Origin of the sequence: Ochrobactrum sp. A-1 (genome assembly GCF_022488005.1) — a bacterium.
In the GTDB taxonomy this organism is placed as follows: domain Bacteria; phylum Pseudomonadota; class Alphaproteobacteria; order Rhizobiales; family Rhizobiaceae; genus Brucella.
Window position 1 is genome coordinate 639571 of record NZ_JAKVQC010000003.1, and the last position, 15636, is coordinate 655206.

Below are 15636 nucleotides of genomic sequence, written 5' to 3' on the forward strand. Positions count from 1 at the left end.
TAGGCACAACGTCCGGGACGAATTGAGATGATCGGCGCGACACTTTCCCGTTGGACCCTCTCCTACTTTGCCGCTTCGCTGGCTTTCCTCGTCTTTGGACTTGCCCTGATGGCAGGTGGTTTCGGCTTTCCGGGTCATGGAATTCGCGCGGCTGAAACACTTATAATCGTGCACGCCATCTGTATTGGATGGCTTGCACTGCTCATGAGTGGCGCACTCCTGCAATTCGTGCCGGTTCTGGTGAACAGATCCCTGTGGGGAAGCCGTGCAGGTCTTCCCGCCTTGCTTCTACTGGTGGCGGGCCTTTCTGGTCTGCTCGTTGCCTTTGCAGGCATGGCCGGGCTGACGGAAAGTCCGACATGGTTGCTCCCGGTCTCCGGCATCCTGTTGACCTGCGGATTTGCCATCATTTTCGCAATACTGGGCATGACGCTCTGGCTCGCTCGCCCGATCGCCCTGCCCGCATGGTTCGTTGCAGCAGGCATCTGCTGTCTTCTGATAACCGCTCTGCTTGGCAGTATTTTCACCTTCGCGCTTTCCGGCTTCACCGAGCAAGCCGTTCTGCTCGATATTGCGGGTGCAGCATTGCCGGTTCACGCTGCGCTTGGCCTTGGCGGCTGGATGACTTTCACGGCTATGGGCGTGAGCTACAGACTGCTGACAATGTTCATGCTGTCCCCCGATGCTGCGCGGCAGACAACCAGAATCATCTGGTGGGAAGGCGCTGCTGCCCTGACCATCCTCACTGCCGGAATAATCGTTGTCACCCTGGAAATGGGATCAATCGAGATAGCCGTGACAGCGGCCCTCATTCCCGGCATTGCGTGCATCGCACTCTATATCGTCGATATCCAGACGATCTACCGGCAGCGCAAACGCAAGACGATAGAATTGAACAGCGCCGCCAGTGTTCCAGCCTTCATTGCGCTTGGGTTTTCGCTTCTTCTGGCAATTACCCTGTTCTGGACGGGTGCTACCGATGCGATGATTGCCGGAGTTGTCTATCTGTTCACCTTCGGTTGGCTGACCGGCCTCAGTCTTGCCCAGCTCTACAAGATCGTACCGTTTCTGACCTGGCTCGAATGCTATGGCCCTGTCATGGGACGTGCACCGACCCCGCGCGTGCAGGATATGGTCAGCGAGCGCCGCGCACGACAATGGTTCGCTCTTTATTATACGGGCGTTGCAGTCGCGACGCTGGCTTTGATTGCCGAATATCCAACCGTATTTCGTTTGGCCATTATGCTGAATCTCATGGCGATCCTTGCATTGATCGTGCACTTCTTCCGCGCCCGGCGACTTCTCGATGTACCGCATGGCCTACGCCTGCCAAAAGGGGCAACCCTCCCGCATCTCATCTATGCCGGTGAACCAATTCTCAGGAGATCGAAATGACACTCTCAGTTCAGGACATCACGCACCATGTGCTGGACGTACGCCCGCTGATCAAGGGCGGCGTGGAACCGTTCAATGCCATCATGGAAGCGGTCGCCAGTCTTTCGGCGGGACAAAGCCTCCTGCTGATCGCACCATTCAAACCGGCACCGCTTTTCAGTGTCATGGAGCGAAAAGGCTTTACTGCAAAGGCAGAACCTCTGGATAATGGTGACTGGCAAGTCCTGTTCAGCCCGGCGATGGATGCCACGCCGGAACTGCGGTTCTCCGACAATGTCGTATCGCCGGATGTATGGCCTGAACCATCGCGTTATCTGGATTGTTCGGACATGCAGCCACCGGAACCGATGGTACGCATCCTTGCAGAAGTGGAAGACATGCCTGCCGGTGCGGTTCTGTTCGCCCTGCTGCACCGCGAGCCGTTGTTCCTCTTTCCCGAACTCGAAAATCGCGGTCACGAATGGGTCGGTAACTTCGACGAGACCGGCGCCGCCTATCGTATCATGATCCGCGTTGGAGACGCGAGGTAGTTGTCATGCAACACGAAACACATGCCCATATGGAAAAGCAAATTATCGAAAGTCTCCGCCTGGTTCTTGATCCTGAACTCGGATTCAACCTTGTTGATCTCGGCATGATCTACAGCATCGACATTGGTGATGGCGGGAATGTCGATATCAGCATGACGACGACAACACCCGGCTGCCCGGCCGCTGGCTATCTGACCGATGCCGTTCGTGCGAGCGCCGAATCTGTTGAAGGTGTTCGTACGGTGAATGTCGAACTGACCTACGAACCGGAGTGGATTCCAGAAATGGCGATGCCTGAAGTGCAAGCGCGGTTCGCACTCTAAGCGTCCTATACGCTAATCACCAAAGCCAGCGAACGGAACTGATCTGTTCGCTGGCTTCACTTTTGATCGAACCTCTTCGTTTCAACCTTTGTTCCAGCGCAAATAAAGCAGAACATATATCAAGAAACGACTTTAACTAATTGATATTTAACAATTAATATTACTGAACTTTCCGCATTACCTTGATCGCAGTCAAGGACCATCGAAGCGTCGCCTTCTATAGTCGGCATGACAGAGCAGGAAATGCTCGGTCCTATCGTAAAGGAGAGTATCGATGGTCGACCAGATGCAAATCAGCCGCCGTAGCATATTGGCAGGAGCCGCCCTCGCCGGGGCGCTTGCGCCGGTTCTGGCAACCACATCCGCCTGGGGACAAGGCGCGGTGAGGAAGGCAAGTGCGGCAGAAATAGCGGCACTCCCGCGCCAGAAAGTGGAGTTGGTGGACCCTCCCTTCGTTCATGCCCACAGCCAGGTTGCAGAAGGCGGACCAAAGGTGGTCGAATTCACCATGGTGATCGAGGAAAAGAAGATCGTCATTGATGATGCAGGGACCGAAGTTCACGCCATGGCATTCAATGGCACCGTTCCGGGACCGCTCATGGTCGTGCATCAGGATGATTATGTCGAACTGACACTCATCAACCCCGAAACCAACACGCTGATGCACAATATCGATTTCCATGCGGCAACGGGTGCGTTGGGCGGCGGCGGGCTGACCGAAATCAATCCGGGTGAGAAGACCATTCTGCGCTTCAAGGCGACCAAGCCCGGCGTCTTCGTCTACCACTGCGCACCTCCCGGAATGGTTCCATGGCACGTCGTATCGGGCATGAATGGCGCCATCATGGTGTTGCCACGCGAGGGATTGCATGATGGCAAGGGAAAAGCCCTGACCTATGACAAGATCTATTATGTCGGCGAGCAGGATTTCTATGTACCGCGCGACGAGGACGGGAAGTTCAAGAAATATGATGCGCCTGGTGACGCTTATGAAGACACGGTCAAGGTCATGCGCACCCTCACCCCAACCCATGTCGTGTTCAACGGCGCTGTTGGTGCACTGACCGGCGACAAGGCCATGACGGCAGCGGTCGGCGAGAAAGTCCTGATCGTCCATTCGCAGGCCAACCGCGATACGAGACCGCATCTGATCGGGGGTCACGGGGATTATGTCTGGGCAACCGGCAAGTTCAACACACCGCCGGATGTCGATCAGGAAACCTGGTTCATTCCGGGCGGCGCGGCCGGAGCAGCTTTCTATACGTTCCAGCAGCCCGGAATCTATGCCTATGTGAACCATAATCTGATCGAGGCTTTTGAACTCGGCGCCGCTGCCCATTTCAAGGTCACCGGTGAATGGAACGACGACCTGATGACATCGGTTCTCGCGCCATCCGGCACGTAAAGCAAATGCTTGAAGGCGCCTCAACTCCCAGGGTGCCTTCGGCAAACCTTCCCTGAATCGTGCTTTACGAAGAAAGGCTTGGGCTGCATCCATCTGCCTCCCGGATGGATGCACTCCCTCGATATCCGATGAACGAAGGTAGAGGAAAAAAGCGCCTGCGTGAGCTTGCCGTAGCCGTTCCGGCGGTTGTGCTGGCAGTCGTCGCGGGGTTGTTTGTCGTTGACGCCGTCGGGCGTCCGGACCACCCAATGCCGGGCGTATCGCCTGTCGGTCCCGAAACGATTGTCATCGCGCCACGCACCATGACTTATCGGGCGGATGGCGATTTTCAGAAGAACAATTATCCTGTCGATGCCCCATTGACGACCCGCAAGCTGCAGCGGGCATTCGAGATCATGAAGTATCAGGTCAGCACGACCGATTACGCGCACTGCGTCGCCGATGGCGACTGCCAGCCTGCCGAGACCTTGCCACACAATCACGATGCATCCGGTGCAGATGGCCCGATCGTCGGCGTCAGCTATGATGATGCACAGGCCTATGCCGACTGGCTTTCACGCAAAACCGGCGAAAACTGGCACCTGCCAACAGACGAGCAGTGGGCATTCGCCGCCGGCTCGCGCTTTCCCGACGATGCGCTCGGCATCGAGGACGATGCTGCAACCAATCCGGCACTGCGCTGGCTGAGGGATTATGAAAAACAAAGTGCCCGCAAGCTGGACAGGAACCCTGCCAGACGCCCTGCCGGTGCTTTCGGTGTCAACGAACTGGGTGTAGCCGACATTGCTGGCAATGTGTGGGAATGGACCCAGACCTGCCACCGCCGCGTCAATATCGATGCCTACGGCAAGCAGGTTGCCGAAACGCCATCGTGCGGCGTTTATGTCGTTAACGGCAAGCACCGCGCGGCGATGAGCTCGTTCATACGCAACCCGAAAACCGGAGGATGCAGCGTCGGTGTTCCGCCCGACAATCTCGGTTTCCGGCTGGTTCGCGACAACCGCTGGTATGCTGTGGTGTGGAAGCGCATCCAGAACATCGGCGCATGAGGGATTAGCTGTGAATGCCCGATCCCCGGCCCCGAAAACAATTCCAAGCCCGCATTGCTGTGCTAAGGTAGATGCAGGATTTTGGAGTGTGAGAAACGCAATGTCCATGATAGATCGCGGACTTGTCAGGAAACTGTCCTTGTTCGCCAAAATGAGTGATGGCGAACTCGACAAGCTTGTTTCCTATGCAACTACAAAGCGTGTTCCACCGGGAGAGGCCATCTTCGAACAAGGCGACGATGCGGTTCTTTTCTACCTCCTCCTGCACGGTCGACTGAAGGTCAATCAGGTGACACCGGACGGACAGCAGATCATTGTCCGCATGGTGCATCCCGGAGATCTTTTCGGGTTCGCCAGAGCCTTGCAGAGAAGCGATTATCCCGGCACTGCGATCGCCGTCGCTGAAAGCATTGTACTGGCCTGGCCGACAGAGCTTTGGGATTACTTTGTCGAGCAGAATCCCGGTCTGGCAATGAATGCAATCCAGACAATCGGCAAAAGGCTGGAAGAAGCCCACACGCGTATTCGTGAAATGTCGACGGAAGAAGTAGAGCGGCGTGTCGCACACACCGTTCTGCGCCTTGCGCGTCACGCAGGCCGGAAAGAAGACGACGGCATCCGAATCGATTTTCCGATTACGAAGCAGGATATTGCCGAAATGACCGGAACAACGCTGCATACAGTGTCACGCATTCTCACCGGCTGGGAAGCGCTAGGGTTTGTTCGTGGCGGACGCCAGAAACTGACCGTCCTCAATATGTCGGGTGTGAGACGGCTTGCCGACGGCGAGCAATAAAACAGCAGGAAAGCATAAAATACCGAACAGAAACGGCTCGGTATATAATAGCTAAAATACAATAAAAACAGTTAGTTGAAAAACACTCTTCTCAAAGAGATTCGCGGCACGTTTTTCGTGTCATCCGAAAACTTCCCGTTCTTCGGATTTCGCTGCCAGCAATGCTTCTATCATCAGCTTTTCCGACAGAATATGACGACGCACGCTCTCCATAAAGCCGCGGAGCATGTATGAGATCGTGTCGCGAGCGAGACTGCAACGACCTTCTGCAATCGCCATCAATGTCTGCGACAATTCCTCGGCGGCCAGCCGGTCACAACGATGTTCCGCCTTCAATCGTTCGATGATGGCAGTGGCAAAATGGGAATGAGCCTGTCGGCTGAAATCGGGGAACAGAACCTCTTCTTCCAGCGCATGGGTTTCACCCACAAGGCGGGGAATGAGCATGGCGATCCGCCGATATTCCTGCGTTGAAGCACCGGTTTCGAGATCATCGGCGATTTCCTCCAACTGCAGGCATAGTTCCAGCAGATCATGATGGTGGGCTTCAAGGCGGCTGATATCAGCGGCATGCAATACTGGTGGCACGTCCATTGCTCTCTTCCCAACCTATTGCCCCAGAAAAAGAACGGCTGCAATCACGATGGATGCAGCAACGGCGGATAGCGTGCCCGCACCCTGCAACGCCCCCATGCGATAGAGAACCAGTGAGAATCCGATAATCGCCGGTGTCGCGACCATGAGCCCGATCTGTGCATCCGTCATTGAAATTTCCTTTGCTGTTGCCACGATACAATGTCGTCGTCAGTGCATTTCTTCTTTGCCAAAACGCAAAGAAGGCCTGAACTGCGGGCGCTAGGCATGTGCCATGTCTGGAACCGAAGATTTGGCCATAACTGCATTGAATTCGGAGGATCGCGCAGAAGACGATCTTCTGCTCTGGATTCTCGTGTGGAGCGAACTCGTTGCCTTCGCGATCCTGCTGATCGCGTTCATGGTGATGTCGATCATCAATGTGGAAGGCGTTGCGCAGTTGCGTGCGCATCTGAGCCCCGGCCTCGCTGCAACCAACACCGTCGTGCTGCTAATGAGCGGCTGGCAGGCAGCAATAGCCGTGCGCAGGCGCAACGATATAAATCAGGCTCGCCGCCCGCTTTTATATGCCGCCTTTTTCGGCCTCGTGTTTGTTGCGATCAAGCTCATCGAATATTCGCATGAAATCCAGTTTGCGGGCGATGAAAGCGCAGGCTCGTTCTTCGAACTTTATTTTCTCCTGACCGGTTTTCACCTGATGCATGTGGCTTTCGGCTCTGTCGTGCTGGCACTTGTCGCATGGCGACCGACACGCTCCAATATTCTGCTGATTACGACGCTCTGGCACGCCATCGACCTCGTATGGCTGGTGATGTTCCCCGTTCTCTATCTCGCTTGAGGCCCGCAGTGTCCGATCACAACTACCCTCCGCTGACCCGCACATTTGTCATTCTGATTCTCCTCGCTCTAAGCGGTGCATTTATCGCAGGTACCAGCGACGGAATGCTTGCAGCCATCGTCATCGTATTGATTCTGGCTTTTGCAAAAGGCTGGTTCGTCATTCTCGATTTCATGGAAATGCGCGGAACCAGCGGCACATTGAAGCCAGCCCTGCTGGTCTGGCCTGCCCTTCTGCTGGCGCTTGCTCTGGCGCGTTCCATCCTCGTGCGCGTTCTCCTTTGAACAACACGCTATCTCTTTGTTTTTACGCATTATCCAACGCAAAACCGCTTCGCACTTTTGCTGGAAATGCTCCAGTATTTGCCAAATCGCAAAGAAGGCTTTCCCCTGACCGATAGAACAGTCCTGTCCCGTGATGCTGGCGAGGGGATTGACCAGCCGCATTATCGACGGGGGGATTTGTTGCCGGGGCTTTGTCCCTCGGCCGATGAAAGGACGAAGGGATGGCAGAACGCCTAACCAAGACCGGCGCACGAAACGTCTTCTACGGCGGGTCTATTTTCTTTTTCGCGATCTTCGTGGGGCTGACGGCGCACAGTCACTACTACATGAAAACGACTTCCACGGATGAATCCACGCTGACGGCCTCGGTCGCCCGCGGAAAGCACATCTGGGAGAAAAACTCCTGCATCAACTGCCACACGCTGCTTGGCGAAGGGGCTTATTTTGCACCCGAGCTTGGCAATGTCTGGAAGCGCTGGGGCGGGGAAGAAGACCCCGAAGGCGCACGCGAGACGATGAAAGCCTGGATGCAGGCACAACCTACCGGGATCGCAGGGCGTCGCCAGATGCCCCAGTTCAACCTGAGCGAACAGGAACTCAACGATCTGGCTGATTTCCTCGAATGGACCAGCCGCATCAAGACGCAGGACTGGCCGCCCAACGAGGCTGGCTGAGCGCGGGATGAACGGAGTTACACACTATGAAATATGAAAGCCAAAAGGTCGCGATGCTCTATTTCTATGGAGCGCTCGTGCTGTTCATCGCGCAGGTCGCATTCGGCGTTCTCGCTGGCACGATCTATGTTCTGCCCAATACGCTCTCCGAGCTCCTGCCCTTCAACATCGTTCGCATGATCCACACCAATGCGCTGGTCGTCTGGCTGCTGATGGGCTTCATGGGTTCGACCTATTATCTGCTGCCGGAAGAGACTGAAACCGAGCTTTACAGCACCAAACTCGCCGTCATCCAGTTCTGGCTGTTTTTCGTGGCGGCTGGTATCGCTGTTGTCGGCTATCTGTTCCATATTCACGAGGGGCGTGAATTTCTCGAACAGCCATTCATCATCAAGGTCGGCATCGTCATCGTCTGCCTGATTTTTCTGTTCAACATCACGCTGACGGCACTCAAGGGCCGCAAGACGACCGTGACCAACATCCTTCTGTTCGGTCTGTGGGGGCTGGCGCTGTTCTTCCTGTTTGCCTTCTACAATCCGATCAATCTCGCGCTCGACAAGCTTTACTGGTGGTATGTCATCCATCTGTGGGTTGAAGGCGTGTGGGAACTCATCATGGCGTCGATCCTCGCCTTCCTGATGATAAAGCTCAACGGCATCGACCGTGAAGTCGTCGAAAAATGGCTCTACGTCATCGTCGGCCTGGCGCTGTTCTCCGGCATTCTTGGAACAGGTCACCATTATTACTGGATCGGTGCGCCGGGCTACTGGCAGTGGATCGGTTCGTTGTTCTCGACACTGGAAGTCGCTCCGTTCTTCACCATGGTCATCTTTACCTTCGTGATGACATGGAAGGCCGGTCGCAAACATCCAAACCGTGCTGCCCTTCTCTGGTCCATCGGTTGTTCGGTGATGGCCTTCTTCGGTGCGGGCGTATGGGGCTTCCTGCACACGCTGTCGTCTGTCAACTACTACACCCATGGCACTCAGCTTACCGCCGCCCACGGGCACCTCGCCTTCTTCGGCGCCTATGTCATGCTTAACCTTGCCGTCATGGCCTATGCGATCCCCGAACTCCGCGGACGGGCGCCTTACAACCAGATGCTCTCCATGGTGAGCTTCTGGGCAATGTGTACGGCAATGTCCGTGATGACCTTTGCACTCACTTTCGCGGGCGTGGTGCAGACCCATCTGCAACGTGTTCTGGGTGAGAGCTTCATGGTCGTGCAGGACCAGTTGGCGCTGTTCTACTGGATACGCCTCGGCTCCGGCGTCGTGGTGGTGATTTCGGCCTTCATGTTCATCTGGGCCGTCTTGCTTCCAGGCAAGGAACGCCGCGAAAACACCTCCGGCTTCGTACAACCCGTTGAATGATCGACACCAAGCCCCGCCTCATGGCGGGGCTTCATTGCCTGATACAAAGGAAAACGGCCATGAACCCCATTCTCAGAAATGTAGAAAATGCCGATGTCTCGATCCCACCATACAGCCCGTCCGGTAATGAATGCGCGCTCTTTGAAATGGCCTGGACGCGTAAGCTGCCATTGCTTCTCAAAGGACCGACCGGTTGCGGCAAGACGCGGTTTGTAAGCCATATGGCCGCAAAACTCGGCCTGCCACTCTCGACGGTTTCCTGCCATGACGATCTGGCGGCTGCTGATCTGACCGGGCGCTATCTGCTGAAAGGTGGCGATACAATCTGGGTCGACGGTCCGCTGACCCGCGCCGTGCGCGAAGGCGGCATTTGCTATCTCGACGAGATCGTCGAGGCGCGCAAGGACGTGGCCGTGGTTCTGCATCCGCTGACCGACGACCGCCGCCTTCTGCCATTGGAACGCACTGGCGAACTGCTCGAAGCGCCAGACGGCTTCATGCTCGTCGTATCCTATAATCCGGGTTATCAGAACTTGTTGAAATCCCTGAAGCCAAGCACGCGCCAGCGCTTTGTCGCCATCGAGTTTGATTTCCTGCCCAAAGAACAGGAAATCGCAGTGGTGAGCGAAGAAAGCGGCCTCGCGGCTCAAAAGGTTGTGCCACTGGTGGCACTGGCTCACCGACTGCGCGGACTGAAAGGCCACGATCTGGAGGAAGGCGTTTCAACCCGTCTGCTGGTCTACTGTGCCACGCTGATCGACGCCGGCATGTCACAACGCGAAGCCGCACGCGCCGCTATGATCGAGCCGCTGACCGATGAGCCGGATGTCAAAGCCGCCTTGATTGAAGTTGCCGATGCAATGCTGAAATAGGCGGGCACACAATGCTGGATTTTCTGGAACTGGAGGAAACCGTTGGCCGGGCCTGGCACCGCCTGATTGGCAAGACCGGATCGTGGCCGCATTATCCCCAGCACGCCGTGCAACTTGGCGATATTCGCCAGAAGCTCGCCATTTGCTTTCGTGGTTTTGGTGGCGATGTCGCCGTGCAGATTGCCCCGGCCCGTGCCCGAACCTCCGGGCACAGGCTGGGATTGCGGCAGCGCATGGCTTTGGGCGAAGAGAAGCTTAGCCAGCCGTTGCGGGATGAAGCGACATTGATGCTGCCGCCGGAGATCGCGCTTTTTCCCGATCGCACGCTCAATTACGATCTCTATGTCTGGCTTGCGGGTTATATGGCAGTCATGCCGACCGAAGTGAACGAACTTCCCGGCGACCCTTTGCGCCGCAATCTTGCAGCCCTTGCACTGGCATCGGATACCGTTGCGAAGACTTGCCGGGTATTTCCCGGCTTTCAGAAACGTTATGCGCGCCTGTGCGATGCGATGCTGGCTGTACGTCCCAAACGTTCGCTCTATGGTCTTGAACAACAAGTGGAAGAGCGCATTCTGGCGCTTTTGAAACAGGGCGCAGGACTGCCGGATAACAGTCTTGCTACAATCTTCCCGCATTGCGCCCCCGCAGGCTATCTGCCCGCCCTGCCCGTCCCGCTTTGGCCGGAATTGATAAGGCGCGAGGAAACTGCACCACGCGACAGCGACGACCAGCCGGTACTCAACAGCAAGGCTGAAGGTGTCGAAACCGGACGGCAGATCGCAAACCGCGAGAAGCAGGACCCGAGACTGGCCGACAGAAGCCCGTTTATTCTCAATCGCTTTGAGAAAATCCTTGCCATGGCAGAAATGGTAAGCGTCGACCGGCCAACGGACGATAGCGACGAACAGAATGCAAAGTCTGCCGATGAACTTGACGATCTGACATTGGGCGAGCGCAAAGGCAGACCTGCAGCCCGTTTCCGTTTCGATCTCGACCTGCCACCCGAAGCCGTCGATCGAACGGCTCTCGCCGCCAAACTGACCTATCCGGAATGGGATTACCGGAAAGGTGTTTATCTTCCCGACCATTGCAGTGTTCTGGCAGGACCAGCACAGGGCCGTGAAGAAGCTATGGAACTGGATGACGAAGCGCAAAGCCTTGTGCGCCGGGTGCGCCGCCAGTTCGAGATCTTGCGGCCAGGGCGCGAATTGATGCGGGCACAGCTCGATGGCAACGATCTCGACCTTGATGCCGTGGTGCGTTCACGGTGCGACTTCGCCGCCGGTGGACAGGGCAGCGACCATGTGCACCTGATGAGCCGACCCAAGGCAAACGACCTCGCCGTCACAATTCTGGTCGATGTCTCGCTATCCACCGATGCATGGATCGACAATCGGCGTGTGCTGGATGTGGAAAAGGAGGCGCTTCTGGTTCTGGCCAACGGCATTGCCGCATGTGGCGACCGCTGTTCCATCCAGACATTCACCTCACGCCGCCGCTCATGGGTGCGGGTCGAAACCGTGAAGGACTTCGACGAGACCTTCGGCCCTGCCGTAGAACACCGGATTGCGGCGCTGAAGCCGGGCTTCTACACACGTATGGGAGCCGCCATTCGCCATTCAACGGCAAAGCTTGCCGAACAGCCGAACCGAAAGAAGCTTCTGCTGGTTCTGACAGACGGCAAGCCGAACGATGTCGATCATTATGAGGGCCGGTTCGCGCTTGAGGACAGCCGCAGGGCCGTCAGCGAAGCGCGCGCCACAGGCGTCAACGTCTTTGCCGTGACTGTTGATCGCGAGGCGAGCGCTTATCTCCCGGCGCTTTTCGGCCGCAGAAACTACGCTCTCGTTGCCAAGCTGTCGAAACTGCCAGTTGCTCTACCGGCGATCTATCGAATGATGACCGGGTGAGCCGGACAGGCTACAGCACCTGTCCGACCGGATTACAAACAGCGCAACGGCCTCTAAGCAATTTGAGGCTGTCGCACTGACGAGAGATGGCGAACCACAACCGGCACCAGCAACACCAGTCCCAGAAGCGACGAATAAATCTCTGGAGCAACCAGCAGGATCGCGGCGACGATCATCAGGATGTTTTCCCAGGCTTTCGTACGCACCAGGAAAAAGCCCGACAATGCAGCGCCTAGTGCTGTGATGCCGATGGCACAACCGAGGAATGCCACGAAGAAATCCGGCCAATTGAAGTCAGATGTGACCAGCAGAAGCGACGGAGAGAATACGAAGACAAATGGTACAAGCACCTTGCCGAGACCGAGCCGGAAGGCTGTATTGCCGGTCTTGAACGGATCGGCGCCCGCCATACCCGCCGCCGCATAGGCCGCGAGCGCGACAGGCGGCGTGATATCTGCCAGCACCCCGTAATAGAAGACGAAGAAGTGAGCCACGATCGGCTCAACCCCCAACAGCCCCAGCGCCGGCGCGGCGATTGTCGCCATGATGATGTAGTTGGCGGTCGTCGGAATGCCACAACCCATCAGAATGCAGACGATCCCCGTCATGATGAGCGTGAACAGCAGCGTCAGTGTTTGCGGGCCAAACCATGCGGCAGGCAGAATGGTGCCGAAATAGGTCGCGAGCTGCCCTGCTGTCGACGTCACGATATAGGAAATCTTGAAGCCGACGCCTGTGAGCGTCACCACGCCGACGATGATGCCGACAGTCGCCGCAGCAGCGCCCACGGCAAGCGCGTATTTAGCGCCATCGCGCAGTCCGTCAAAAATCTCGCCTATAGACATGCGCTTGCGCGGATTGAGCAATCCCACTGCGATACAGAGCGTAATGCCCCAGAATGCAGCCAGATAAGGCGTATAGCCCGACAGTAGAACGCCGATCAGCACAATCAATGGAATGACGGTCGGCCAGTCACGCTTGAAAGCTTCCTCCAGGTCAGGCAGTTCTTCCTTCGTCATGCCGCGCAAGCCATTGCGCTTGGCTTCGAAATGGACCTGCATAAGAACGCCAAAGAAGTGCATGAAGGCTGGCACGATAGCCGCCAGAATGATGGTTGTGTAAGGCAGGTTCAGGAATTCGATCATCAGGAACGCGGCTGCGCCCATGATCGGCGGCGTGATCTGCCCGCCTGTCGACGATGCCGATTCCACGGCGGCGGCGAAGTGGCGCTTATAACCCAGACGGATCATCGCCGGGATGGTCAGCGAACCGACGGTCACCGTATTGGCGACCGAAGAGCCTGAAATCATGCCGAACAGTGCGGAGCCGAAAATGGAGACCTTTGCCGGACCGCCTGCAAAACGGCCTGCTACCCAGGCCGCACAGTCCAGAAACAGCTGACCGAGGCCGATGCGGGTTGCAAAAACCCCAAACAACACGAAATGGAAAACATACGTTGCCACCACACCAAGAGCGATGCCGTAGATGCCTTGTGTCGTTAGATAAAGATGATCGACAAGCTGGCTGACGGTCGCACCGGGATGGACGAGAATGCCCGGCATATGCTGCCCGAAAATGGCATAGAGCATGAACAGGATGGATATGATCGGCAGTGGCCAGCCGACCGACCGTCGTGTCGCTTCCAGAAGAACCAGAATGAGAAGACCACCGAGGACAACATCTGTCGTCGTCGGGTTACCAACGCGAAAGGCCAGATCATCGAGCGGTATCATCGGGACATGGGCGACGGATACGACCGCTATGATCGCCAGCGCCCAGTCGATGATGGAAATGCCAAGCGGCCTCAGCCACGACGATGTGGTGGGCTGGTCGTAACCCTTGCGAGAGAACGGAAAAACAAGAAACACCAGGCCCAGCACGAAGGAAAGGTGAATACCGCGATGCACCATTTCCGAGAGAAGACCAAAGCCCGCGGTGTAATAGTGGAAAATGGAAAGTATGATCAGCAGCGCGCCGACGATGCGTGCCGCGAGCGGCCCTAGTGGGCGAAAGCGAATCTCGGAGTCGAACTTTTCCTCAAGCTCGCGCGCCTTGGCTTCGTCCAGTTCCATGGGCGATGTTTTCGCCTCTTGCTCGCTCACCATAGGGTTCTCTCCATTCAGAGCAAAGCTGATTCCTTTGAATCAGATAACTGCTCTAACCATTTGTTTTAACAAAGTTATATATCTGAAAGATGCTTTATGCTGGCTGGAAGCAAATGCACGGAGTTCTGGTGAAGCTCCGTGCATTTTTTCATCCGAACCGGAATGGCGACTTACTTCAGAACACCAGCTTCCTTGTAGAAGCGTTCTGCACCGGGATGCAGCGGAATGCCAAGGCTGGTCGTCGCCGTGTCAAGCTTGATGAGCTTGCCTTTTGCGTGCCCAGCGTCGAGCGCCTTCCGGCTATCCTCGTTAAACAGGGTCTTGGTGATGTTGTAGACGAGTTCATCCGGCTGCTTGGCGTTCGTCACCCACTGTGCCGCAACTGCAAGCGTTTCGGTTTCACCAACATCCTTATAGGTGTCGGCTGGCACGGCATCTTTCGAGAAGAATGAATATTTTTCGAGAATCTTCTGCGCTTCAGGACCGGAAATCGGAACCAGCGAAATACCGTTCGATGTGGCCAGCTCCGAGATCGCACCGGTCGGATAACCACCGACGAAGAAATAGGCGTCAAGTGCACCATCCTTCAGACGTTCGCCTGCCGGACCGGGCTTCAGATGTTCGGCCTTGATGTCGCCTTCGCTCAGTCCATATGCTTCCAGAACGATACGAGCGTCCACGATTGTACCTGATCCCGGCTCATCAATGGAAACGCGTTTCCCCTTGAGATCGGCAACGGATTTAATATCTGCACCCTTACGAGCGACCAGATGAATGGTTTCAGGATAAAGGGTAGCAATCAGGCGCAAATCCTCGACCTTGCCCTTGCCTTCATAAAGACCGGTGCCCGTATGTGCCCAATAGGCTACGTCCGACTGAGTGAAGCCTGATTCCAGCGATCCTGACTGGATAGCATTGATATTAGCCACCGAACCGTTCGACGAAACCGCCGTAGCTACCAGACCGGGAACGCCCTTATCCCCCGCTCCAGAAATCGCGTTGGCGATCAACCCGCCAATCGGGTAATAGGTCCCCGCTGTTCCTCCGGTACCGATGCGGAAGAAGGCTGGAGCCTGCGCAAAGGCAATGCTGGCCCCGACAGCAACAATCCCTGCAAATGCAGCGACCACACCGCGCCGGGTGAACTTTCCCATTGTCATATCTGCTCTCCGTTCCCTGAATAATTTTGTTCAAATTGTGTCGCCGAGCATGGAAAGCCCGACGCGGCTTGTCAAGCGCCTCCCCCAACATTGGGCCCATTCACTGATTTCCGATAGAAAATACAGAATATTACAAATAATAATTCAGACGATTATTGCATGGATAAATCATAGTAATTATATAATCTGATAAATCTGAATAACGTCACCATACAACAACAATGAATTGCAAATTATAATCAAACACGGGTAGTGCGACGCATTTCCATTTAGTAATCGCATTGCAATTCCATAATGTGACTTGAAACCGCAGAATTTGTCGCTA

General features: G+C 56.0%; 16 protein-coding genes. 12 read left to right on the top strand and 4 right to left on the bottom strand.

Going from position 1 to position 15636, the window contains the following annotated elements:
* Positions 1–27: 27 nt before the first annotated feature.
* The 6 genes from MKS82_RS04840 to MKS82_RS04865 all read left to right on the top strand — a co-directional run bounded on the left by MKS82_RS04840 (position 28) and on the right by MKS82_RS04865 (position 5498).
* Complete coding sequence (locus MKS82_RS04840) at positions 28–1395, top strand: hypothetical protein (protein ID WP_109987606.1); 1368 nt, start codon at positions 28–30, stop codon at positions 1393–1395.
* Positions 1392–1925: a DUF2249 domain-containing protein gene (locus tag MKS82_RS04845; protein ID WP_109987605.1), complete on the top strand. Its 534-nt coding sequence runs from the start codon at positions 1392–1394 to the stop codon at positions 1923–1925. Before MKS82_RS04840 ends, MKS82_RS04845 begins: the two co-directional genes overlap by 4 nt.
* A gap of 5 nt (positions 1926–1930) precedes the next feature.
* On the top strand, positions 1931–2248 hold the full coding sequence (locus MKS82_RS04850) for a metal-sulfur cluster assembly factor (RefSeq protein ID WP_109987604.1): 318 nt from the start codon (positions 1931–1933) through the stop codon (positions 2246–2248).
* A gap of 274 nt (positions 2249–2522) precedes the next feature.
* The gene (gene nirK / locus MKS82_RS04855; protein WP_109987603.1) at positions 2523–3653 is read left to right on the top strand and encodes a copper-containing nitrite reductase; all 1131 of its coding nucleotides are present in this window, start codon (positions 2523–2525) and stop codon (positions 3651–3653) included.
* A gap of 128 nt (positions 3654–3781) precedes the next feature.
* Positions 3782–4702 (top strand): SUMF1/EgtB/PvdO family nonheme iron enzyme, encoded by a 921-nt coding sequence (locus MKS82_RS04860; RefSeq protein WP_109987602.1) that lies wholly within the window; start codon positions 3782–3784, stop codon positions 4700–4702.
* Positions 4703–4802: 100 nt separating this feature from the next.
* Complete coding sequence (locus MKS82_RS04865; RefSeq protein ID WP_109987601.1) at positions 4803–5498, top strand: Crp/Fnr family transcriptional regulator; 696 nt, start codon at positions 4803–4805, stop codon at positions 5496–5498.
* 120 nt (positions 5499–5618) lie between these two features.
* Here MKS82_RS04865 and MKS82_RS04870 read toward each other — a convergent pair whose 3' ends face one another.
* Both MKS82_RS04870 and MKS82_RS04875 read right to left on the bottom strand, forming a co-directional pair.
* Complete coding sequence (locus MKS82_RS04870; protein WP_240578393.1) at positions 5619–6092, bottom strand: hemerythrin domain-containing protein; 474 nt, start codon at positions 6090–6092, stop codon at positions 5619–5621.
* Between the two features lie 15 nt (positions 6093–6107).
* Complete coding sequence (locus MKS82_RS04875) at positions 6108–6263, bottom strand: hypothetical protein (RefSeq protein ID WP_010660610.1); 156 nt, start codon at positions 6261–6263, stop codon at positions 6108–6110.
* Positions 6264–6366: 103 nt separating this feature from the next.
* On the opposite strand from MKS82_RS04875, the gene MKS82_RS04880 reads away from it, so the two are divergent.
* The 6 genes from MKS82_RS04880 to MKS82_RS04905 all read left to right on the top strand — a co-directional run bounded on the left by MKS82_RS04880 (position 6367) and on the right by MKS82_RS04905 (position 12046).
* On the top strand, positions 6367–6930 hold the full coding sequence (locus tag MKS82_RS04880; protein WP_109987599.1) for a cytochrome c oxidase subunit 3 family protein: 564 nt from the start codon (positions 6367–6369) through the stop codon (positions 6928–6930).
* A gap of 8 nt (positions 6931–6938) precedes the next feature.
* Complete coding sequence (locus MKS82_RS04885; RefSeq protein WP_240578394.1) at positions 6939–7214, top strand: cytochrome C oxidase subunit IV family protein; 276 nt, start codon at positions 6939–6941, stop codon at positions 7212–7214.
* A 221-nt stretch (positions 7215–7435) separates the two neighbouring features.
* Positions 7436–7888 (top strand): c-type cytochrome, encoded by a 453-nt coding sequence (locus MKS82_RS04890; protein ID WP_240578395.1) that lies wholly within the window; start codon positions 7436–7438, stop codon positions 7886–7888.
* 26 nt (positions 7889–7914) lie between these two features.
* Positions 7915–9261 carry a cbb3-type cytochrome c oxidase subunit I gene (locus MKS82_RS04895; RefSeq protein WP_240578396.1) on the top strand — a complete coding sequence of 449 codons (1347 nt, stop codon included), beginning with the start codon at positions 7915–7917 and terminating at the stop codon, positions 9259–9261.
* 59 nt (positions 9262–9320) lie between these two features.
* A complete protein-coding gene (locus MKS82_RS04900; RefSeq protein ID WP_109987595.1) occupies positions 9321–10133 on the top strand; it encodes a CbbQ/NirQ/NorQ/GpvN family protein in 813 nt (270 codons plus the stop codon).
* 11 nt (positions 10134–10144) lie between these two features.
* Positions 10145–12046 carry a nitric oxide reductase activation protein NorD gene (locus MKS82_RS04905; protein ID WP_109987594.1) on the top strand — a complete coding sequence of 634 codons (1902 nt, stop codon included), beginning with the start codon at positions 10145–10147 and terminating at the stop codon, positions 12044–12046.
* Between the two features lie 53 nt (positions 12047–12099).
* On the opposite strand, the gene MKS82_RS04910 is transcribed toward MKS82_RS04905, so the two are convergent.
* Together MKS82_RS04910 and MKS82_RS04915 are read right to left on the bottom strand one after the other, a co-directional pair.
* Positions 12100–14151, bottom strand: coding sequence for a TRAP transporter permease (locus MKS82_RS04910; RefSeq protein ID WP_109987593.1), 2052 nt, complete (start codon positions 14149–14151; stop codon positions 12100–12102).
* A gap of 170 nt (positions 14152–14321) precedes the next feature.
* Complete coding sequence (locus tag MKS82_RS04915) at positions 14322–15311, bottom strand: TAXI family TRAP transporter solute-binding subunit (protein ID WP_109987592.1); 990 nt, start codon at positions 15309–15311, stop codon at positions 14322–14324.
* Between the last annotated feature and the right edge of the window lie 325 nt (positions 15312–15636).